The following is a 20,331-nucleotide window of genomic DNA, read 5'->3' as shown; positions in this document are numbered from 1 at the left end:
GCCGAGCACACGTGCCCCGCCGCCCCGGCCCCCTCCGCCCGTCACCCGCGGGAACGAGGATCGGCCTTCGAGCCGCTCGAAGGTCGAGCCGCGGAGGCCCGTGGCGGCGTCGGACATGCCGCCACGGGCCACCGGATCACCGTCCGCCGCGAACGCGGAAGGTGAACCCGAACCGCGCCGGTGCGGGCGTCAGATGGTACTGCGGCAGCGGGGCCGGTCCGCAGGACTGGCTGCCGATGCCGTGCTGGCCGTGGTCCAGGTTGACCCAGACGGTGTCGCCGGGCTCCAGGTCGACCGTGTGCTCGGCGGCGTCGAGCTGCTCGCCGGTCCAGCGGCGCGCCGTGAACCAGAACGGCTCGGGTCCGGCCTCGACGCGCAGCACCGTGCCGTCGTCGGCGGCCAGTTCGGCCCAGCGGACGTCGGTGCGGGCGCCGTTCTCCTGCGGCCGGACGTACGGCGTCTGCAGCGCGTCGACGGACGACTCCCAGCGGCCGATGCGGGCGGCCTCGCGGGTGTCCGGGTACGCCTCGCCCGGGCCGCCGCCGTACCACGTGACCTGTCCGAAGGCCGCGGGCAGCCCGAGGCGCAGTCCGAGCCGGGGCAGCGGACAGGGCCAGTCGCCCTGCGGCTCGACGGCGACGGTCAGGCGCAGGGCACCGTCATCGCCGGCCGTCCAGTGGTGGACGGCGGCCAGGCCGAGGTCCCGCGACGGCGGGGCCACGCGGGTGCGGACGGTCAGGCCGTCGTCCGACGGCTCGACGGCGTCCGTCCGGTGCATCACATGGCGCATGCCGATGCGTTCCCAGTGCACGCTGACCTGGGCGTCGGCCTCCCAGTGCATGCCCCGGTCGTTGTCGGTGGGGGCGCGGAAGAGGTCGATGCGCGGCGTGTCGGACAGCGTGATGCTGCCGATGGACAGCAGCCGCCCGGTGCGCGCGTCGAACACGCCGGGGCCGAGGGTGATCCGCTCGCCCTCCCGCCGGGGGGCGGACAGGACGGCGGGGGCGGCCGGGGGCGGCGCCGGGACGGCGGTGAGCTGCCCCCAGGCGATCTCGTGTCCCGCCTGCGCCCAGGCCGTGTCGGCGGCCAGGCGGGCGTGGACGGTCCAGACGGCCTCGCCGGCCGGTGCGTCCGCGGGTACGGGCGGCAGCGCGACGTCCGCCTGCTCGCCCGGCGCGAGCGACGGCACGGCCAGGTCGCCGGCGGCCACCCGCACGCCCTCGACCGCGTAGGTCCAGGTGAAGACGAGGTGGTCCAGATCCGCGAAGTCGTAGCCGTTGCGGACAGTGACGGTGCCCCGGGCGGCGTCGCCGGTGATGCGGACGGGTTCGATGACCTTCTTGTACTCGGCGAGCCCCGGAGTGGGGGTCCGATCGGGCAGGACCAGTCCGTCGCAGACGAAGTTGCCGTCGTGGATCGGCTCGCCGAAGTCGCCGCCGTAGCCGTAGTAGGCGCGGCCGTCGGGGGTGTGCTTGGTGAGGCCGTGGTCGATCCATTCCCAGACGAAGCCGCCCTGGCAGCGTTCGTGGGTTTCGAACAGGCGTTGGTAGTCGGCGAGGCCGCCGGGGCCGTTGCCCATGGCGTGCGCGTACTCCACGAGCAGGAAAGGCAGCGAACGGCGGTGGGCGTCGAGTTCGGGGTCGTCGAAGGGTTCTTCCTCGTGGCGGCCGATGGCGTCGACTTCGGCGTGCGGGGCGTACATGCGGGAGTAGATGTCGCTGTCGGGGTAGGTGGGGTCGTTCTCGTAGTGGATGGGGCGGGAGGGGTCGCGTTCGCGGATCCAGGCGGCCATGGCGGACAGGCCGGGGCCTGAGCCGCATTCGTTGCCGAGGGACCAGATGACGACGGAGGGGCGGTTCTTGTCGCGTTCGACCATGCGGCGGGCGCGTTCCACGAGGGCGGGGGTCCAGCGGTCGTCGGCCACCGGATTGCCGCGCCATTCCGGCATCCAGCAGAACCCGTGCGTCTCCAGATCACCCTCGTCGATGACGTAGAGGCCGAGTTCGTCGCAGAGGTCGAGGAAGGCGGGGTGGGGTGGGTAGTGGCTGGTGCGGACGGCGTTGATGTTGTGCTGCTTCATGAGCAGGATGTCGTGGCGCATGGTGTCGGGGGTGACGGTGCGGCCGGTGTCGGGGTGGAATTCGTGGCGGTTGACGCCGCGGAAGAGGATGCGGCGGCCGTTGATCTTGAGGGTTCCGTTGTCGATGGTGATGGTGCGGAAGCCGATGCGCAGGGGGATGGTTTCGCCGGAGGTGGTGAGGTGGCCGGTGTAGAGGTGGGGGGTTTCGGCGGTCCAGGGTTGGACGGGGATGCGGGTGGTGTGGCCGGTGGGGATGTCGATGTCGAGTTCGGGGATGGTGATGCGGCCGGGTTGGTCGGTGTCGATGCGGAGGGTGCCGTGGCCGGTGGTGTGGTCGTAGGTGGCGTGGGTGAAGTAGTCGGTGGGGGAGTGGTGGGGGCGGTGGTGGAGGGTGACGTCGCGGAAGATGCCGGGCATCCACCACATGTCCTGGTCTTCGAGGTAGCTGCCGGCGGACCATTGGTGGACGCGGACGGCGAGGGTGTTGCCGGTGGGGCGCAGGAGGTGGGTGATGGCGAATTCGTGGGGGAGGCGGCTGCCTTGGAAGGTGCCGAGTTCGGTGCCGTTGAGCCAGACGCGGGCGCAGGAGTCGACGCCTTCGAAACGCAGCAGGGTCTCGCCGTCCGCGGGCCAGTCCGCCGGCAGATCGAACACCCGCCGGTGATCACCCGTCGGGTTCTCGTCCGGCATGTACGGGGGATCGACCGGGAAGAGGTACGCGACCCCCGTGTACGCGGGTATGCCGTGGCCCTGGAGCACCCAGTGGCCGGGCACCGTGATCCGGTCCCAGTCCGCCGTGGCGGAGGGATCGTCGCCGGTGAACGCCGTGCCGGTGCCCTCGGCGGTCGGCGCGAGCCGGAACTCCCAGTCGCCGTTCAGCGAGAGCCGGGCGGCATCCGATTCGGCCCACCACGCGCGGGCCGGGAGGGTCCCCGTGTCGCTCGCGGGGTTCTCGTAGTACGGCAGGGCGGCGAAGGTGGCCTGACCGTGCGGCCGGTCGTGCATGGGTCTCCTCGGGAACGTGCGACGGATCACCGGACCGGGACGTCACGCCGACGGGATCCCGGACCGTCCAGCGCTGTCGCCCGGAGGGCCGACGGCAGGAGCCGTCGGCCATGTTGGCTTCTGTGGAAAATCTATGCCGCTCAAGCGGGTGCTGTCCATGGGGGTTCCACCGGTGAACAGGACGCGCCGGAAGAGGAGCTGATTTTGCTCCGGAGCCAACTCGCGCGTTCCTGTTGAAGCCTGTGTGTTTGCTTGTGCGGGTCCGGTGTCGTGTCAGGCGGCCAGGCCGCGCAGCGCGAGGTCGACCTGGTGCGCCCTGGCGCCCGGCGCGGGGACGAGCTGCGCGACCCGGACGAGTCCGAGCAGTTGGTACGCGATGTCGTCCGCGGTGACGTCCGCGGCGAGGGTCCGGTCGGTGGCGGAACGCTCGACGGCTTGACGGCCGACGGCCCTCAGGTGCGCCAGGCACCGTTCGAGGTCCCCGTCGGAGGGTGCCGCCCCCGCGAGCAGGTCGATCATGGCCCTGTTCGCGTCGAGCAGGGCCAGCGCGCCGGTGAAGAACGCCCGCAGCCCGTCGATCGCCGGGACCCCGTCCGGCAGGTGGGCGAGCGAGAGTTCGGCGACGTCGGACCCGGTGATGGCCCGTACGAGGTCCTCCCTGGTGGGGAAGTGCCGGTACAGCGTGCCGATGCCGACGCCGGCCGCGGAGGCGACGGCGCGCATGTCGACGGACAGTCCGTGCCGCCGGAACGCGTCCTCCGCCGCGCTCAGGATCCGCTCCTTGTTCGCCGCGGCGTCGCGCCGTTGCCTCCGCCCTTCCGTCATGGGGCAAGCCTACCAATGCGGAACAGGCGTTCCGGATCTGTTGTACGGTGTTCCGGAACATCGGTTCCGGAACAGTTGGGGGCATGCCATGAGGACGATCGTGATCACCGGCGGTACGGACGGCATGGGTGCCGCGCTCGCACGCCACTACCTCGCGGCGGGGGAGCGGGTGGTGGTGGTCGGGCGCAGCCGCGCCAAGTTCGACGCCCTGCTCGCGGATGCGCCGGGGGAGTCGCGGTTCATCGCCGCCGACCTCTCCCTCGTGGCGGAGAGCCGCCGCGTGGTGGACCTGCTGAAGACGTCGTACGAACGCGTCGACGCGCTCGTGCTCGCGGCGTCGTTCATCCGGCAGCGCCGGCACCTCACCGCCGAGGGGCACGAGGCGTCCTGGTCGCTGTTCTTCCTCAGCAAGTACCTGTTCGTCACGGGGCTCGCCGGCCCGCTGGGCGCCGCCGGGAAGCCGGTCGTCGTGAACACCGCGGTTCCGGGCGCACGCCCCGACGCCATCGCCTTCGACGACCTGGAGATGGCGGGCGGGTTCAGCTTCAGGCGGTCGAACGCCCAGCAGCGCCGGGCCAACGAACTGCTCGGGATCCTCGCCACGGACCGCTGTCCCCGTCTCGCCTACGTCACCTGGGGGCCGTCCCGGCTGGTCCGCACCGGCTTCGCCGGCGAGGTCGGGCCGGGGATGAGAGTGTCGGCCGCTGTCCTCGGACGGCTGCTGGGGCAGCCGCCCGAGAAGGCGGTCCAGCCGGTCATCGGCATCATCGACGACCCGGCGCCGGGCCGGACCTCCTGCCGCGGCGCGACAGCACGCCCGCTGACCACCGGCCCGCACGACGAGGAGGACGCCGCACGCCTCGCGTCGGCCGTCGAGAGGACCCTCTGACACGGCACCGCGGTACCCGGGACGGCCGTCGCCTCGTTCCCGGCCGGCGCGCTCCGCGGCGGACGAGTGCGGTGTGCCCCCGGCCGGTTCAGCCGACGTGCGAGAAGTCCTGTTCCCCCACGACGCGCAGGAGTGCCAGGCGGTCAGCGGAGTCCGTCCCCGGCGGCGGCGTGAGGATGACGACCCGCTGGTCGCCGGCGGGCGCCAGCAGGACCTGGCAGTCGAGGTCCAGAGGGCCGATCGCCGGATGCAGCACCCGCATCCGGCTGCGGCGGCGCACGGCGACCTCGTGCCGCTCCCACAGTTCGGCGAACTCCGCGCTGGCCGCGCTGAGCCGTGCCACCAGGCGGTGGGCCGCCGGATCGTCCGCGCGCCGGCCGAACGCCGCGCGCAGGTCCGCGACATGGACCCGGCTGTAGTGCCCGTGTTCGTCCGCCGGGTAAGCGGCCCGCGCGTCAGGATCCGTGAACCAGCGCCAGACCAGGTTCCGACCGTGCTCCGAGACGGTGCACACCCCGCCGAGCAGCGCACGCGCCAGGGCGTTCTGCGCGAGGACGTCCCCGAGCGCACTGAGGATCTGCGCAGGGGTGCCGGGCAGTTGGTCGAGCAGGTGGAGCAGCCCGGGCGCCACGTGCTGGTCCACCGAGGCGCGCGCGGGCGGCCGGTGGCCCGCGAGCAGGTGGAGGTGGTCGTGCTCGTCGGCGGTGAGCCGCAGCGCGCGGGCGAGCGCCGCGAGCATCTGGGGGGACGGCTGCGGCCCGCGGGCCTGTTCGAGGCGCGTGTAGTAGTCCGCCGACATGCCGGCGAGCTGGGCCACCTCCTCCCGGCGCAGCCCGGGCGTGCGCCGCCGAGGCCCCGCGGACAGACCCGCGTCACCCGGGCGGATCCGGCTGCGGGAACGGCGCAGGAAGTCGGCGAGCCCGCGGCGGTCGATCGTCATGCCGTCATCCTGCCGAAGGCTGCCCGGCGCATCCAGGGACTCCCGATCCCAGGTTGCGCGGGTCTCTCCCGGCGGCCCGCCGGCTCCCGCAGAGTCGTGACGGCCGGTGCACAAGGCCCGGCCACCATCCCGGCGAGGAGTTCGACACCATGCCCACCGTCACCGTCCAGGACGCCCTGATCCACTACGACCGCACCGGTGGAGGGCCACGCCCCCCTCTGCTGCTCGTGCACGGGACCGGCTCCGCCGGAGCGCCCCTGACGTGGGGTCAGGCGGCGCCGGCGCTCGCCCGCGACCGCGCCGTCATCACCCCGGACCTGTCGGGCGCGGACCGCACACGGGACGCGGGCGGTCCGCTCACCGTCGAGGGGCTGGCGGCCCAGGTCGCCGCCGTCGCCGAGGACGCGGCCGGTGCTGCCGCCGGACCCGTCGACCTGCTCGGGTTCTCCATGGGGGCACCGGTCGCGGCGGCCACGGCCGCGCTGCGGCCCGACCTCGTGCGCCGCCTCGTCCTGGTGGCCGGCTGGGCGCACACCGACAGCGACGAGTACATGAGGAACCTCTTCGCCCTGTGGCAGCGGCTCGGGCACAGCGACGCCGAGGCGTTCGGCCGCAGCGTCACCATGACCGGCTTCAGCCGGGCCTTCCTCAACTCCATAGGCAGCGCGGAGGTCGAGAGGCTGATCCCCAACATGCCGCCGACCACCGGGACCATGCGGCACGTGGACCTCGACACCCGCGTCGACATCCGCGCGCTGCTGCCCCGCGTGCGCGCCAGGACGCTGGTGCTGGGAGCGACGCGGGACGCCACCGTCCCCGTCGAGAACAGCCGGGCCCTGCACGCCGCGATCGAGGGCAGCTCCTACGCCGAGCTGGACGCCGGGCACGTCGCCTTCTTCGAGCGGCCGGCCGAGTTCGCCGACCTGGTGGACGCCTTCCTGACGGACTGACAGAGGGCCGTCAGAAGGTGATGACGGTGGCCTGTTCGAGTGTGAAGCGCAGGAACTCGTCGCGGGCCACCCGCAGTGTCAGGCCGCGCCGCCGGAGTTCGTCCGCGCTGCCGTCGGCCTCGGCGGCGTTGACGCACGCGCCGACGGTGACGCCGCTCGCGATCAGCTCGTCGATCCGGCGGTTGTAGGCGATGTCCGTCCCCGAGGTCCCGTCGGCGAGGTGGCGCTGGGCCGGTCCGAAGCACAGGACCTCGACGCCCACACCGTGGTCGGGCGCGACCTCCAAGAGGCGCTGGGCAACGCGCGTCCCCGTCAGCAGGGCGTCCTCGTCGTCGTGGAACAGATGGATGACCGTCTTCGGCATCGTCCGCGGCCCCTCACTCATCAGATCGGTGTCGGTGTGCGGCCCGACCGTATCAACTGTCTCGCTGCGCAAGACCCGTCGTATCGGAAGGTGAGACGGTGTCCCGGCCCCGCGGTGCCGCACCAGCCGGTGCGGCACCGCGGGGTCCCGCCGGTTCAGCGGGCGACGGTGCCCGGCTCCGCCGACGCGACGGCGAGGTCGCGGAGGTGCGGCAGCCCCTCCCAGTCGCCCTGCGTGGCGACGCAGGCGGCGGCGACGGTGGCGCCGCGGCGCATGCGCCCGGATTCGGGAAGGCCGGCGAGGAGCCCCGACAGGTAGCCGGCGACGAACGAGTCGCCGGCGCCGACCGGGTCGACCGCGGTGACGCGCAGGGCCGGGACGTGCTCGGTGCCGGCGCCGGTGACGGACAGGGCGCCCGCCGCCCCGTCGGTGAGGACGACCGTGCCGGGGCCGAGGCGGCGCAGGGAGACGGCGTTCTCCTCGGGCGTGGCGTCGGGCCGTCCGGTGAGCATGGCGGCCTCGTCCGTACTGGCGAAGAGCACGTCGACGCGGGGGACGAGGGCGCCGAGCACCGTGGCCGCGCGCTCGGCGGACCAGAGGCGGGCACGGTGGTTCAGGTCGAAGGAGACGATGCCGCCGGCGTCCCGGACACGGTCGACGGCCGCCTCCACGCCGGCGAGCGCGCTGGGCGACAGGGCGGCCGTGATGCCGGTGGTGTGGAGGACGCGCGTGGAGTCCAGCAGCGAGTGGGGCAGGTCGCCCGGCTCCAGGCGCGATCCGGCCGAGCCCGCGCGGTAGTAGTGGACGCGGGACTGCCCGGCCATGCGCTGTTCCTTCAGCATGAGGCCGGTCGGGGCGTCCGGGTCGGTCACGGCGTGGACGTGCAGGCCCTCGCCGCGCAGGCGGGTGGTGACGAGCGCGCCGAGTTCGTCGTCGCCGACGCGGCCGATCCACGCGGCGCGGTGGCCGAGCCGGGCGGCCCCGATGGCGACGGTGGACTCCGAGCCCGCGACCGACAGGCCGAGCGAGCGGGCGTGGCGCAGCGGACCGATGTGATCGGCGGTCAGGGTCGCCATCGTCTCGCCGAGCACCGTGAGGTCGATGGCCTCGCCGCTGCCGGGGGTCATGCGGCGGCCCCCTCGGCGGCCAGGCGGACGAACTCGGCGGCGCGTTCCCCGAGCGCGGCCAGGGAACCGCCGGCGAGGGCGTCACCGACGAGGGGCGAGCCGACCCCGACGGCGACGGCCCCCGCGGCACGGTAGGCGGGGATCTCGCGGGTTCCGACGCCACCGGTGGGCACGAGCGGGATGTCGGGCAGCGGCGCCCGCACGTCCGCCACGTAACCGGGGCCGAGCCCGGTCGCGGGGAAGAGCTTCACCGCGGTGGCGCCCGCCCGGTGCGCGGCGAGGATCTCCGTCGGGGTGAACGCGCCGGGCAGCGCGCCGAGTCCGGCGTCGCGGGCGGCCCGTATGAGCTCGGGGTCGGTGTGCGGGGAGACGACGAACGCGCCGCCCGCTTCGGCGGTCGCCCGCACCTGGGCGGGCGTGGTCACGGTTCCGGTGCCGATCAGGACCCGGTCGCCGTACTGCGCGGCCGCGGCCCGCACGGCCTCCAGGGAACCCGGGGTGGGAACGGTGATCTCGATGATTGCGACTCCCGCGTCGACGAGCGTGCGGACCACGTCGAGCAGGGGCGCGCCCGGGGTGCGCGCGCGCAGGATCGCGACCAGGCCGTGGCGCCGCAGGGCTGCCGGGAGGCGGTCGGCCGGGGACGGACTCACTGGACTTTCCTTTCCTCGCCGGGGTCGGCCGGCATGGGGTGGACGCTACCGGGCGCCTGCCGCGGGCTCAGCCGGCGACGGTCCGCTCGGCGTTCCCGCCGACGGTCTCCTTCACGCACCGGACCACCGTGACGCAGGTGATGACGGCGGCCAGCATCAGATAGCCGGAGGGCGCCAGGTCGTACCCGGTGGAGCTGACCAGCCAGGTCGCGATGTACGGGGCCGTGCCGCCGAAGAGGCTGACGGACACGTTGTACGGGATGGCGATGGCCCCGGTCCTGATGCGGGCGGGGAACAGCTCCGCCATGCTCACGTTCACCGCGCCGTCGTACGCCGCGATCGGCAGGCCGAGCAGGACCATGGCGGCGATGGCCAGCGCGGCGTTGTCGAACGACATCAGCAGCAGGCACGGCCAGGCGAGGACGAACAGGCCGACGGATCCGCCGATCAGCAGCGGCCTGCGCCCGACCCGGTCCGACAGGTGCCCCGCGACCGGTATGAGCACGGCGATCGCGGCCATGCAGACGGTGGAGGCGGCGAACGACTGCGTGCGGCTGAAGTGCATGGTGTCCGTCAGGTAGCTGACCATGAAGGTCTGCAGCACCCAGTGCGCGACCCCCTTCAGCACGATGACGCCCGCCAGGACGGCCATCGGCCGCGCGCCCGTCCTGAAGGTCTCCCGCATCGGCGACTCGGCGACCTCGCCGCTCTCCGCCATGCGCACGAACTCGGGTGTGTCGTCGAGCTTCAGCCGCAGGTACAGGCCGGCGAGGCCGAGCGGCAGCGCCAGGAGGAACGGGATCCGCCACGCGTACGACTCGAGGGCGTCGTCGCCGAAGCCCACGGACAGCAGCAGGGCCACCCCGGCGCCGAAGACGAACGCGACGAACCCGATGCTCGCCCCGTAACTCGTGTAGTAGCCCCTGCGGTGGCGCGGCGCGTACTCGAACAGCAGGCTGACGGCGCTGGACGTCTCACCGCCGGCGGCGAATCCCTGCACCAGCCGCGCGGCGACGAGCAGGACCGGCGCGAGGGAACCCACCGTCGCGTAGGTCGGCATGATCCCGATGGAGAACGTCGCGAGCGAGGTGACGATGACGGTGATCGCGAGGACGCGGTTGCGGCCCAGGCGGTCGCCGAGCGGGCCGAAGTACAGGCCGCCGACGGGGCGGATGGCGAAGCCCACGGCGAAGATGACGAAGGTGGACAGCAGGGCGGAGGTGGGGTCCCCGTCGGCGAAGAAGTTGCCCGCGATGACGGACGACAGCGTGCCGTAGATGCCGACGTCGAACCACTCGACGAAGTTGCCGACGCTGCCGGCGACGAGGACCCGCGGGGACGGTGTCGTGCCGGGGGACCCGGACGGCGGCGCGGGGGGCGTCGTCGCCCCGGTGGTCTCGGTGCGGGCGGTGGACCGGTACATGTGAACCTCGGGCTGTGCGGGGAGGGTGGGGCGGCCGCCGGCGCACGGCGGGCGCGCTGCCGGCGGCGGTGGTGCGGAGGCGGACCGGGGGAGCGGTCCCCGGTCCGCGGTCAGGCGCCGGCCGGGGCGGCGGGGCCGTGGGGGGTCGGGACCGGCCCGAGATAGCCGAGGCCGGTGCTCACGGAGTCGGCCGCCTCGATGATCAGGCGGCCGAGTTCCGCCTCCCGTTCGTGCAGGGCGATCGCGGACAGGGCGCCGGAGACCGACAGCGCGGCGACGATCCCGCCGGTGTGGTCGCGCACGGGGGCGGCGATGCAGGCCCGGCCGAGCGCCAGTTCCTCGACCTCGGTGGCGTAACCCCGCCGCCCGGAGCGGGCGAGGTCCTCGTCGAGGGCGTCGGGATCGGTGATGGTGCGGTCGGTGTAGGCGTGCAGCGGCTGCGGACCGAGGAGGGAGCGGCGCTGGTCCGGGGAGAGGTCCAGCAGCAGGCACTTGCCCATCGCCGTGGAGTGCAGCGGATTGCGCTGCCCCAGCAGGGAGTACGACTTCTGGGCGAGCTGGCCCTCCACGTTCTGCAGGTAGAACAGCTCGGCACCGCGCCGGACGGCGACGTTCGCGCCGAGCCCGAGCTCCCAGGCCAGGCGCTGGGTGACCGGGCGGGACTGCCGGTAGACGGGGTCGTTGTTCAGGGCGACGCCCGCCATGGTGACGACGGCCGGGCCGAGTTCGTAGAGCTGGCTCACGGGGTCGCGGCGCACCAGCTCCGCCGCCTCCAGCGTCGCCAGCAGCCGGGATGTCGTGGACAGCCCGAGGCCGAGGGTGGTGGCGACGTCCGACACGCGCAGCGCGGGGCGGCCGAGTGTGAAGGCCCGCAGGACGGCGGCGGCGCGCTCGACGCTCTGGTTGCTGTTTCGCTCCGAAGTCATGGCCGGGATTCTGGATGAGACTTGCAGTATGTGCAACCCCCGTGCAGTATTTTCCGCGTTCGACGTACTTACGCACGAAGGAGTTGCGGAATGCGCATCGTGGACGTCACCACGTACGTGCTGAAGCTGAGAGCCGCCCGGGCCTACCTCGGCCGGCTGGAGGACGGCGAGGAGCTGACCGCCGACCGCGGCTATGTCGTCCGTGCGCCGTGGCGCAGCCTCTACTCCGGCCGCTTCGAGACCCTGCTCGTCCGCGTCCGCACGGACGAGGGCCACACCGGCTGGGGCGAGGCCCTCGCACCGGTCGGCCCCGAGATCCCCGCGGCCGTCGTGGACCGCCTGCTGGCCCCGCACCTCGTGGGCGAGGACCCGCGGCGCGTCCGTCCGCTCTGGCACCGCCTGCGCGACCTGATGCGGGAGCGCGGCCACCTCGTCGGCCACCAGGCCGACGCGCTCGCCGCCGTCGACATCGCGCTGTGGGACCTGCACGGGCGGGTCACCGGCCTGTCGCTCACCGAACTCCTCGGCGGCGCCCACCGCGACCGCGTCCCCGCCTACGTGTCCGGGCTGCCCGAACCCACCGACGAGGCCCGCGCCGCGCTCGCCGCCGAGTGGGCGCGCAAGGGCGCGACCCGCGTGAAGCTCGCGCTCGGCAAGGGCGTCGAGGCCGACCTCGCCACCTTCGACGCGGTCGCCGCCGCAGCCCCCGGCCTCGCCGTCGCCGTCGACGCCCACTGGGCCTACCGCCCGGGCGAGGCCCTCACCCTCGGCCGCGAACTCGACCGCCGCGGCGCCCTCTTCCTCGAAGCGCCGCTCGCTCCGGAGGACATCGAGGGCCACCGTGACCTCGCCTCCCGCATCGCCACCCCCGTCGCCGTCGGCGAGGCGCTGCGCAACCGCTACGAGTTCGCCGCCTGGCTCGGGCGCCGCGCCCTCGGTGTCGCCCAGCCCGACGTGGCCCGTACCGGCATCACCGAGGCCGCCGCCATCGCGGAGCTGGCCTCCGCCCACCACGTCCCCGTCGCCTGCCACCACTCGGTCGGGCTCGGCGTCGCGCTCGCCGCCGGCGTGCACCTCAGCGCGGCGACGGCCGACTGCCCGTTCTTCGAGTTCCAGGCGGACACCCTGCCGGTGGCCGACAGCATCCTGCGCACGCCCCTCGACGCGGGACCCGACGGCTTCCGCGTCCCCACCGGACCCGGACTCGGCATCGAGGTCGATGCCGACAAGGTGACCGAACTCGCCGAGGAGAGCTGATCCCCATGCCCGCCGCACCCCACGGCCTCATACCGATTCTCGCCACCCCCTTCACCGGCACGGGCGCCCTGGACCTGGGCTCGCTGCGCCGCCTGGTGGAGTTCCAGCTCGCCGCCGGCGCGGACGGCCTGGCCGTCTTCGGCATGGCCAGCGAGGGCTTCGCCCTCACCGCCGACGAACGCGCCGCGATCCTGCGCACCGTCCGCGAGGTCGCCGGACCCGGCGTGCCGATCGTCGCCGGCGTCAACGCCACCAGCACGGTCACCGCCCTGCGGATGGCGCACGAGGCGGCCGACGGGGGCGCCGACCACCTCATGGTCCTGCCGCCCTTCCTCACCAGGCCCGCGCCCGAGCAGGTCCCCGAGTTCTTCACCGACGTCGCCACCGGGGCCGGCGTCCCCGTGATGATCCAGGACGCCCCGTCGGTCACCGGCGTCCCCCTGCCCGTCGCGGTGATCGCCGAGCTGGCCGGCGTCCCCGGGATCGCGTCGGTCAAGGTCGAGGCGCCGCCCACCCCTGTCAAGATCGCCGCCGTCGCCGCCGCGACGGCGGGCCGCGACCTCGCCGTCCTCGGCGGGCAGAACGCGCAGGCCCTCATCGAGGAGTACGACGCGGGGGCCGTCGGTACCATGCCGGCCTGCGAGTTCACTGACCTGCTGCGCGGCGTGCTCGACGATCTCGCCGCCGGCCGCCGCGCCGACGCGCGCGCCGCCTTCCTCCGGCTCCTGCCGCTGATCCTGATCGGCGTGCGCCCGGGCCAGGCGTGGGCCGTCCACAAGGAGGTGCTGGTGCGGCGCGGTGTCATCGCGTCGGGCACGGTCCGGCTCCCGGCCAGGGTGCTGGACCCGGTGACCCGCGCGGCGCTGGACGAGATCCTCACGGAGCACCCGCTGCCCCCCGCACCGCGCTGACCGGCGCCGCGCGGCGGGCGGGACCCCGCCGCCCGTTCGGGATCACCGCATCGGGTGGGGCTCCGCGTCACGGACGAGGAGGGCGGCCTGCACGCGGTTGGCGCACCCCAGTTTCGCGAGGGCGCGGCTCACGTACGTCTTCACGCTCGTCTCGGTCATGTGGACACGGCGGCCGATCTCCGCGTTGGGCAGCCCTTCGGCGAGGAGTTCGACGACATCGCGCTCCCGCGCGCTGAGCGCCGCCAGCCGCCGCACGGCGTCGTGCCGGCGGCGCAGGTCGTCCGGCGTGACGACGCGGCCGAGGACCATCCGCGTCACGGCCGGCGAGAGGTAGGCGTCGCCGCGGTGGGCCGCCCGCACCGCGGCGACCAGCTCCTGCGGCGTGCAGTTCTTGAGGACGAACCCGGCGACGCCGCCGGCCAGGGCGCGCAGCACGTTGGGCGCGTCCCCGAAGGCCGTCAGCATCACGGTCCGCACGTCCGGCGCGCGGCGGCGGAGCTCCTCAGCCGCCGACAGCCCGTCCAGGCGCGGCATCGTGATGTCAAGCACCGCCACGTCGACGCGGTGCCGCAGAGCCGCCTCGACGGCGGCGCGCCCGTCGGCCGCCTCGGCGACCACGTCGAGCCCCGGCTCGGACGTCAGCACGGTCCGCACCGCGGTGACGATGAGCGGCTCGTCGTCGGCGATCAGCACGCGGACGGCGGAGTGTGCGGCGGACGTCACCGGCCACCGGTCCCCATCAGCAGCCCCGCGGGGAGGACGACGAGGACCAGCGCCGCCACGGCCAGGCCGCTGAGGGCCATGCGCAGGGGACCGGCGTCCGCCCCGGGCACGGCGGGCCCGTCACCGGCCTGCGGGGCGGGCGGCGCGGCGGGCAGCAGCGCGAACAGGCGGAACCCGGTTGCCGCGCGGCGGTGGTCGAGCATGCCGCCGGCGCCCTCGACCCGTTCCGCGAGCCCCCGCAGCCCGTGCCCGCCACCCCCGCCGGCGGCATCCGGCGACGGCTCGCCCGGGTTCTCGACGGCGACGAGCAGCGCGTCGCGCTCCCACGTCAGGGACACGGCGACAGGCCGGCCCGGCGCGTGCTTCGCCGCGTTGGTGAGCCCCTCCTCCACCACCGCGTAGGCGGCCCGCCACGCCTCGGGCGACAGCGGCACCGGAGCCCCCGACCGGTGCAGCACCACGGGCCGCCCGGCCGCCGCCCGCCGGAACCGCGCCACCAGGCGTTCGACGGCTGCCACGTCCGGCACGGGACGCGCACCACCGTCCCCCTGCGGCGCGCCCGTCCGCAACTGCCCGACGAGATCCTGCAGTTCGGTGAGGGCATCCCGGGTCGCCCCGGCCAGGCCCCGGACGGCGTCGCGGTGCGCCGCCGGCAGGTCGGCGGCCACCTCGAGCGCCGCCGCCTGCACGGACACCAGCGCCAGCCGGTGCCCCAGCGAGTCGTGCATCTCCCGGGCGATCCGCAGCCGTTCGCGCAGCCGCTCCCGCTCCGCGAGCAGGGCACGCTCGGCGGTCAGGCGCCGGTTGCGCTCCGCGAGGGCGTCCAGCAGGTGCCGGTGCTGGGCGAGGTAGCGGCCGGCGAGCAGCGGCAGGGCCACGAACACGAGGTGGGCCATCACCAGTTGCCCGACCGTCCCGGGGCCGCCCGCCATGTGCCGCTCTCCCGCCAGCAGATGGAGGGCGAACCCCCCGGCCGCGGCCCCCGCGACCCGCGCGGCGTCGCCCCGCGACCCGAGGGAACGGCCGGCCCGGTAGGCGGACCACAGCAGCAGGACGTACCCGGCCCCGGTGAGCGGCGGCAGCGCCGACGCGCCGGCGAACGCCGCCCACGGCCACCACCGCCCCGCCAGCGCCGCACCGGCCGCGGCGACGGCGAACGCGCCGGTCGCGAGCGGCCCCGGGGAGGCCGCGAGCGCCACCATCAGCGTGTCGGCGGCGACGGCCGCGGCGGGCGGGAGCGAAGTCCGCGGGTGCCAGGCGTGCATGACACAAGAGCGTAGGGGCCGAAGGTGACGCCGACTGTCCACTTTCGTCGACTGTCCGGCCCTCGGGTGCCGCCTAACGTCGCCGGACGTGACGATCGACATACGCAATCTGACCAAGCGGTACCGGAAACGGGACGCTCCGGCGGTGGACGGGCTGACGTTCACCGCACGGCCGGGCCGCGTGACGGGCTTCCTGGGCGCCAACGGCGCCGGGAAGTCGACGACACTGCGCGTCCTCCTCGGCCTCGACGCCGCCGACGCGGGCGAGGCGCGCGTCGCCGGACACCGCTACCGCGACCTCGACCGGCCCCTGCGGCAGGTCGGCGCGCTGCTGGACGCCCGTGACCGGCACCGCGCCCGCAGCGCCCGCGACCACCTGTGCTGGCTCGCCCGCGCGGGCGGCGTCCCCCGCCGGCGCGTGGCCGAGGTGCTGGAGATCACCGGCCTGGACGGGGCGCCCGCGGGCAAGCCTGGGCGTGCCCTGTCCCTGGGCATGGGCCAGCGCCTCGGCATCGCGGCGGCCCTGCTCGGGGACCCGCGGGTCCTCGTACTGGACGAACCCGGCAACGGTCTGGACCCGGCGGGCACCGTCTGGCTGCGTACCCTGCTGCGTTCCCTGGCGGACGAGGGCCGCACGGTCCTCGTCTCCAGCCACCAGCTCGGCGAAATGGCCCTCACGGCCGACCACCTGGTCGTGATCGACCGGGGCCGCCTCCTGGCGGACGCGCCGGTGACGGACGTCCTGGCCTCGGTGGACGGGCTGCACGTCGCGGTGCGCGCCGCCGGCGGCCCGGCCGCCAGGGACCGGCTGAGCCGGGCACTGACGGACGCCGGCGCCCGCGTGGAGCCGGAAACGGCGGACGCCTCCGGGCTGCGCGCCTACGGGCTGCCGGCCGAGGAGGTCGGCCGTGTCGCGGCACGCTGCGCGATCCCGCTGCTCGCGATGGGGGAGCGGACAGGATCGCTCGAGGACGCGTTCCTGCGGCTGGTCGCGTCCGGGGGCGGTGCGGACCGATGAGGGACGCGATGGCGGCCGAATGGCTGAAGATCAGGACCGTGCGCTCCACGCTGTGGGCACTCGGCGCCACGCTCGCCGTCGCCGCCGGCATGGCCTGGTTCGCCGGGAGCAGCCTCCGCGCCACCTACGACGAACGCCCCGCGATGCACGCCGACGCCGACCCGGTCCTCGCCGGGATGCTCGGCCCGCTGCTGGCGCAGTTGGCACTGGTCGCGTTCGCCGTCCTGGTGGCGGGCGCGGAGTACGGCGCGGGGACGCTCCGCCCCTCGCTGCTGGCGACGCCGCGGCGCGGCCGGTTCCTTGCGGCGAAGGCGCTGGTGGTGGCGCTGGCCGCGGGCCTCGTCGCGGCGCTCGCCGTCCCCCTCTCGTTCCTCCTCGCGCAGAGGGCACTCGGCCCGCACGGGATCGGCGCCGGGGACGCGGACGCGCCGCGCGCCCTCGCCGGCGGCTGGCTCTACCTGGTCCTCATGGCGCTGTTCGCCCTGGGCGTGACCATGATGCTGCGCAGTACGGCACGCGCGCTGGGGGTGCTGATGCCGGTCCTGTTCCTCAGCTCGCAGGGGCTCGGGAACGTACCGGGCCTGCGCACCGTCCTCCAGTTCCTGCCCGACCAGGCCGGGGCGATGATCCTGCACATGGCGGGACCGCCGGAGGACCTCCGGTTCGAGAGGGCCTTCGGCCCCTGGACCGGAGTCGGCATCCTGGCGGCCTGGTCCGCGCTCGCCCTCGCCGGCGGCTACGTCACCCTCCGCCGCCGGGACGCGTAGCCGCGCCGGGACCGGCCGCCTCCGACACCCGCCGACCGGCCCGTCGAGGACCCCGGCACCTCACCGGTAAGGTCTCGGGTGCTCGTTCCTTGCCCGAGGGGGTGTGTGGTGACCGGACTCGACGCCGGGTCGCAGACGGTGCCGATCGAGGCCGCGCGCACGCGGCTGACCGAGTTGGTCCGGGCCGCCGGGGAAGGCCGCACGACACGGCTGCGCGACCGCGACTCCGGCGCCGAGGCGTGCCTCGGACCCCTCGCCCCCGGGGACACGACGCCGCCGGCCGGCTGGCCGGTGTGGACGGTGACGGACGCACGGCCCAGGCTCGGCGACCTGGTGCGCGGCGCAGCGGCGGGGCGCCCGGTCGTCCTCGCCCGCCGCGGGCGCCCGATCGCCCGGCTCACCGGCGCGGACCAGGCGACAAACGCCCCGGCCGTCTCCCTCGGCGACCTGCTGGACAGCCTCACCACCGCCCGTCCCGCCGCGGACGCGGTGCCGACCGGCCTCGCGGGCCTGGACGACGTGACGGCCGGCGGTCTGCGGCCCGGCCGGCTGACCGTGGTGACCGCCCCGCCCGGCAGCGGCGCCACCACCCTGGCCCTCCACCTGGCCCGTACCGCGGCGCTCGACACCGCCGCGCCGCGTCCGGTTCTGGTCGCGTCCGGCCGCCTCAGCCGCGCCGACGTCCTGGCGCGGGTCCTGGCCGCCGAGGCCGGCGTCGACCTGCACCGCATCACGGCCGGCACCCTGCCCGACGACCAGCGCCGCCGGCTCGCCGACACCGCAGCGAGGCTCCGGACCGCCCCGCTGCACCTCGGCGACGACCTGCCGACACTGCGGCGGATCACCGAGACGGCCGGCCGGATCGACGGCCCGGCCCTCGTCGTGATCGACCCCGTCACGCACGTCACCGCCGAGCCCGGCTCCGGGCCGCTGCCCCTCGCGCTGCGCCGCCTGGCACGGGACCTGCAAACGGCCGTCGTCGCCGTGGCACCCGCCGACGCCCCGGGCACGGAAGAGCTGCGGGACGAGGCCGACCTCGCCCTGCGCCTCGACCGGGACGGCGACCTCGTCCGCCTGACGGTCGAGCGCCACCGGCACGGCCCCACCGCGGCCTGGCCGTTGCGCGCCGACTTCGCCCACGCCCGGCTCCGCGAGGACCCGGCGGCCGGCCTCCCCGACCGGCCCCCGCCTCCCGGACCGCCCGCCCGTCACCCCGAGACCGCGGACGCACCCGCACCCGCTCCCGTGCCCCCGGAGCCGCGGCCGGCGGCCGGCCCGGTGGCGGAACCGGACCGCGACCGGGCGGGCCGGGCACTCCAGGGCGAACGGGAGCCCTGCGTCCTGTGCGGGCGTCCCACGCCGTACCGGGCGGGAGGACGCCCGCAGCACCTCGGCGGCATGTGCGTCACCGCCCCCACGGTGCCCGCGCCCGCCGCGCCGCCCACCCCGCCCGGGCGGTCGGCACGCCCGGTCCGCCGGGCGACGTCCGGCGTCATCGGGCGGAACGTCGAAAAGGCGCTCGCGGACCACGGCGGGGACGCCGACGCGGCGACCGCCGCCCTGATCAAACGGGCGATCCCCGACGCGATGGCCCTGCTGAACTCCACCCGCGTCGGCGGCACCTACGACTTCACGCTCTTCCTGAACCTGGACGAAATCCCGATCCTGAAGAAGCCGTCGCGCGACGGGGCCGACCAGATCTGGGAAGGCCGGCCCAAGTGGCGCAACCCGGGCATCTCCCGCACCGGCGGCACGGCCTGGAGCGTGACGGCGCTGGACGTGAACGGCGCGTACCTCTCCGCCCTGAAGTGCCACCTGCCGATCGGCAAGCTCGTCCACTCCACCGACGGCACCTACGACCGCAAACGCTCCGGCCTCTACCTCGTCACGCCGCCCGAATGGGCGCACGAGGATCTCCCGAACCCCCTCGGGAACCGCGAGGAACCCGGCCCGCTGTGGATCACCGACCCGACGCTGCGCCTCCTGCTGCGCCTGTCTGAGCCGCGGACGCGGCTGTGCGCTCCGCCCGTGATCCACGAGTCCTGGACGTCCGGCTCGTCCGAGTCGCTGCTGGAGCGGTTCCGGCGCGAGCTGGCGGCCGCGCGGGAGCGGGCCATCGCCGACGGCGACACCGTCACGCAGGAGTACGTGAAGGCGATGTACGCCAAGTTCGTCTCCACCATCGGTGAATCGAGTGCCAACCGCGAGATGCGGCGCCCCGACTGGATGCACATCATCCGCTCCCGCGCCTTCGCGAACCTGTGGCTGAAGGCGTGGAAGGCCCGCGAAGCGGGCCTGGAGATCGTGCAGATGATGGGCACCGACGAACTCCACGTCATCGGTGACTGGCGGGAGGTCTTCACCGAGGGCCGGGCACTGACCGAGATGAAGCTCAAGAGCGAGTACACGATCGGGGGTGGTGACTGATGGCGGGGCGGTGGGGTACGGGCACCGGTCCTGACTCCGGGTTCGGCGTGTTCGGCGCGCGGGGCGTGCCGGGGTGGGTGGCGCTCGGCCGGGAGATGGACTGTCAGGTCACCGGGGTCGCCTCCCCGGTCGATTCGGAGCGGGGGTTGTCGGCCCGTCTGCGGTATCTCACCGAGAGCGCCGCCGGGTACGAGGCGATGGAGCGCGCGGGGATCAGTGTCCGTCCCGCCACGCTCTTCGCCTGGCTCGCCGAGGAACGCATCCCGACCCGGCGGAACCGGGAGAAGATCGACACCGCGTACTGGGACCTGCGCCGCCGGCGCCTCGGGGCGGAGTGGAAGCGCCGCCTCGAACCGCGGGGCACCAGGATCGAGATCCACCCCGTCGACCAGCGCACCGTCCAGCGGAACAACCCGGGCCGCCTCCGCGACATCCCCGTACGCCGGGTGTCCGTGCGCCAGCCCCGTATCTGGACCGACATCATCGACGGCTGGCTCACCGGCAACAGCGAACTCCTCGACGCGGCCTGGGACGACATCATCTGGGACCTCGGCTCCGAGTACGACTCCTACGCGTACGTCAGCTCCATCGGCTTCGGCCTCTGAGAGCTTTCCGTACGCCCCGCCGCCGGGCGGCCGTATCAGCGTACGGTCGGCGCGTGAGGCGCACACTGCGGAAAACCGCAGTGTTTTCCTGTAGTAAACCGCCGCTCTCTTCGATGGATTGCCTCATGGCCGCCATCAGCGCCCCTCACTAGCTTCTTTTCAGCGGTGTGCGGGTG

At 74.6% G+C, this 20,331-nt stretch carries 18 protein-coding genes; 8 read left to right on the top strand and 10 right to left on the bottom strand.

The annotated features are described in order from the left end of the window. Window positions 1-136: 136 nt before the first annotated feature. Both EMA09_RS00340 and EMA09_RS00335 read right to left on the bottom strand, forming a co-directional pair. A complete protein-coding gene (locus tag EMA09_RS00340; RefSeq protein WP_129837732.1) occupies window positions 137-3,085 on the bottom strand; it encodes a glycoside hydrolase family 2 TIM barrel-domain containing protein in 2,949 nt (982 codons plus the stop codon). A 273-nt stretch (window positions 3,086-3,358) separates the two neighbouring features. Beyond that, entirely contained in the window at window positions 3,359-3,910 is a 552-nt protein-coding gene (locus tag EMA09_RS00335) for a helix-turn-helix domain-containing protein (RefSeq protein WP_129837730.1), read from the bottom strand. A gap of 88 nt (window positions 3,911-3,998) precedes the next feature. Between EMA09_RS00335 and EMA09_RS00330 the strand changes: the two genes are divergently transcribed. Continuing rightward, the gene (locus tag EMA09_RS00330; RefSeq protein WP_168220607.1) at window positions 3,999-4,799 is read left to right on the top strand and encodes an SDR family NAD(P)-dependent oxidoreductase; all 801 of its coding nucleotides are present in this window, start codon (window positions 3,999-4,001) and stop codon (window positions 4,797-4,799) included. A gap of 88 nt (window positions 4,800-4,887) precedes the next feature. Here EMA09_RS00330 and EMA09_RS00325 read toward each other — a convergent pair whose 3' ends face one another. Further along, window positions 4,888-5,739 carry a helix-turn-helix transcriptional regulator gene (locus EMA09_RS00325; protein ID WP_129837726.1) on the bottom strand — a complete coding sequence of 284 codons (852 nt, stop codon included), beginning with the start codon at window positions 5,737-5,739 and terminating at the stop codon, window positions 4,888-4,890. A 149-nt stretch (window positions 5,740-5,888) separates the two neighbouring features. On the opposite strand from EMA09_RS00325, the gene EMA09_RS00320 reads away from it, so the two are divergent. Further along, the gene (locus EMA09_RS00320) at window positions 5,889-6,689 is read left to right on the top strand and encodes an alpha/beta hydrolase (RefSeq protein ID WP_129837724.1); all 801 of its coding nucleotides are present in this window, start codon (window positions 5,889-5,891) and stop codon (window positions 6,687-6,689) included. Between the two features lie 10 nt (window positions 6,690-6,699). On the opposite strand, the gene EMA09_RS00315 is transcribed toward EMA09_RS00320, so the two are convergent. The 5 genes from EMA09_RS00315 to EMA09_RS00295 form a co-directional block, all read right to left on the bottom strand. Further along, on the bottom strand, window positions 6,700-7,053 hold the full coding sequence (locus EMA09_RS00315; protein WP_129837722.1) for a hypothetical protein: 354 nt from the start codon (window positions 7,051-7,053) through the stop codon (window positions 6,700-6,702). Between the two features lie 155 nt (window positions 7,054-7,208). Continuing rightward, window positions 7,209-8,180 carry a sugar kinase gene (locus tag EMA09_RS00310; protein WP_129837720.1) on the bottom strand — a complete coding sequence of 324 codons (972 nt, stop codon included), beginning with the start codon at window positions 8,178-8,180 and terminating at the stop codon, window positions 7,209-7,211. Further along, window positions 8,177-8,833, bottom strand: a complete 657-nt coding sequence (locus tag EMA09_RS00305; protein ID WP_129837718.1) for a bifunctional 4-hydroxy-2-oxoglutarate aldolase/2-dehydro-3-deoxy-phosphogluconate aldolase — start codon at window positions 8,831-8,833, stop codon at window positions 8,177-8,179. The genes EMA09_RS00310 and EMA09_RS00305 overlap by 4 nt, the downstream gene beginning before the upstream one ends. 67 nt (window positions 8,834-8,900) lie before the next feature. Next, on the bottom strand, window positions 8,901-10,256 hold the full coding sequence (locus tag EMA09_RS00300) for an MFS transporter (RefSeq protein ID WP_129837716.1): 1,356 nt from the start codon (window positions 10,254-10,256) through the stop codon (window positions 8,901-8,903). A 110-nt stretch (window positions 10,257-10,366) separates the two neighbouring features. Then, window positions 10,367-11,182 carry an IclR family transcriptional regulator gene (locus EMA09_RS00295; protein WP_129837714.1) on the bottom strand — a complete coding sequence of 272 codons (816 nt, stop codon included), beginning with the start codon at window positions 11,180-11,182 and terminating at the stop codon, window positions 10,367-10,369. A 90-nt stretch (window positions 11,183-11,272) separates the two neighbouring features. Here EMA09_RS00295 and EMA09_RS00290 point away from each other — a divergent pair, with 90 nt between their 5' ends. After that, entirely contained in the window at window positions 11,273-12,439 is a 1,167-nt protein-coding gene (locus EMA09_RS00290) for a mandelate racemase/muconate lactonizing enzyme family protein (RefSeq protein WP_129837712.1), read from the top strand. Between the two features lie 5 nt (window positions 12,440-12,444). Further along, on the top strand, window positions 12,445-13,350 hold the full coding sequence (locus EMA09_RS00285) for a dihydrodipicolinate synthase family protein (RefSeq protein ID WP_129837710.1): 906 nt from the start codon (window positions 12,445-12,447) through the stop codon (window positions 13,348-13,350). A 42-nt stretch (window positions 13,351-13,392) separates the two neighbouring features. Here the strand turns inward: EMA09_RS00285 and EMA09_RS00280 are convergent, their stop codons facing one another. Continuing rightward, the gene (locus tag EMA09_RS00280) at window positions 13,393-14,073 is read right to left on the bottom strand and encodes a response regulator transcription factor (RefSeq protein ID WP_240796151.1); all 681 of its coding nucleotides are present in this window, start codon (window positions 14,071-14,073) and stop codon (window positions 13,393-13,395) included. After that, window positions 14,070-15,338 carry a histidine kinase gene (locus EMA09_RS00275; RefSeq protein WP_168220606.1) on the bottom strand — a complete coding sequence of 423 codons (1,269 nt, stop codon included), beginning with the start codon at window positions 15,336-15,338 and terminating at the stop codon, window positions 14,070-14,072. The genes EMA09_RS00280 and EMA09_RS00275 overlap by 4 nt, the downstream gene beginning before the upstream one ends. Before the next feature lie 88 nt (window positions 15,339-15,426). Between EMA09_RS00275 and EMA09_RS00270 the strand changes: the two genes are divergently transcribed. From EMA09_RS00270 to EMA09_RS00255, 4 genes are all read left to right on the top strand, one after another. Next, window positions 15,427-16,356, top strand: coding sequence for an ATP-binding cassette domain-containing protein (locus EMA09_RS00270; protein ID WP_129837706.1), 930 nt, complete (start codon window positions 15,427-15,429; stop codon window positions 16,354-16,356). After that, entirely contained in the window at window positions 16,353-17,123 is a 771-nt protein-coding gene (locus EMA09_RS28100; protein ID WP_168220605.1) for an ABC transporter permease subunit, read from the top strand. The genes EMA09_RS00270 and EMA09_RS28100 overlap by 4 nt, the downstream gene beginning before the upstream one ends. Window positions 17,124-17,231: 108 nt before the next feature. Next, window positions 17,232-19,550 carry a type II toxin-antitoxin system prevent-host-death family antitoxin gene (locus tag EMA09_RS00260; protein WP_168220604.1) on the top strand — a complete coding sequence of 773 codons (2,319 nt, stop codon included), beginning with the start codon at window positions 17,232-17,234 and terminating at the stop codon, window positions 19,548-19,550. Next, the gene (locus EMA09_RS00255; protein ID WP_129837702.1) at window positions 19,550-20,155 is read left to right on the top strand and encodes a transcriptional regulator; all 606 of its coding nucleotides are present in this window, start codon (window positions 19,550-19,552) and stop codon (window positions 20,153-20,155) included. The genes EMA09_RS00260 and EMA09_RS00255 overlap by 1 nt, the downstream gene beginning before the upstream one ends. The last annotated feature ends 176 nt before the right edge of the window (window positions 20,156-20,331 follow it).

Source organism: Streptomyces sp. RFCAC02, from assembly GCF_004193175.1.
Taxonomy (GTDB): Bacteria; Actinomycetota; Actinomycetes; order Streptomycetales; family Streptomycetaceae; genus Streptomyces.
This window is presented reverse-complemented; position numbering and strand designations above follow the sequence as displayed.

Coding starts and splice junctions, on each gene's coding strand:
- EMA09_RS00300 (WP_129837716.1), bottom strand. CDS start 10,256: ATGTACCGGTCCACCGCCCGCACCGAGACCACCGGGGCGACGACGCCC.
- EMA09_RS00275 (WP_168220606.1), bottom strand. CDS start 15,338: ATGCACGCCTGGCACCCGCGGACTTCGCTCCCGCCCGCCGCGGCCGTC.
- EMA09_RS00330 (WP_168220607.1), top strand. CDS start 3,999: ATGAGGACGATCGTGATCACCGGCGGTACGGACGGCATGGGTGCCGCG.
- EMA09_RS00310 (WP_129837720.1), bottom strand. CDS start 8,180: ATGACCCCCGGCAGCGGCGAGGCCATCGACCTCACGGTGCTCGGCGAG.
- EMA09_RS00295 (WP_129837714.1), bottom strand. CDS start 11,182: ATGACTTCGGAGCGAAACAGCAACCAGAGCGTCGAGCGCGCCGCCGCC.
- EMA09_RS28100 (WP_168220605.1), top strand. CDS start 16,353: ATGAGGGACGCGATGGCGGCCGAATGGCTGAAGATCAGGACCGTGCGC.
- EMA09_RS00335 (WP_129837730.1), bottom strand. CDS start 3,910: ATGACGGAAGGGCGGAGGCAACGGCGCGACGCCGCGGCGAACAAGGAG.
- EMA09_RS00255 (WP_129837702.1), top strand. CDS start 19,550: ATGGCGGGGCGGTGGGGTACGGGCACCGGTCCTGACTCCGGGTTCGGC.
- EMA09_RS00290 (WP_129837712.1), top strand. CDS start 11,273: ATGCGCATCGTGGACGTCACCACGTACGTGCTGAAGCTGAGAGCCGCC.
- EMA09_RS00340 (WP_129837732.1), bottom strand. CDS start 3,085: ATGCACGACCGGCCGCACGGTCAGGCCACCTTCGCCGCCCTGCCGTAC.
- EMA09_RS00315 (WP_129837722.1), bottom strand. CDS start 7,053: ATGCCGAAGACGGTCATCCATCTGTTCCACGACGACGAGGACGCCCTG.
- EMA09_RS00320 (WP_129837724.1), top strand. CDS start 5,889: ATGCCCACCGTCACCGTCCAGGACGCCCTGATCCACTACGACCGCACC.
- EMA09_RS00285 (WP_129837710.1), top strand. CDS start 12,445: ATGCCCGCCGCACCCCACGGCCTCATACCGATTCTCGCCACCCCCTTC.
- EMA09_RS00325 (WP_129837726.1), bottom strand. CDS start 5,739: ATGACGATCGACCGCCGCGGGCTCGCCGACTTCCTGCGCCGTTCCCGC.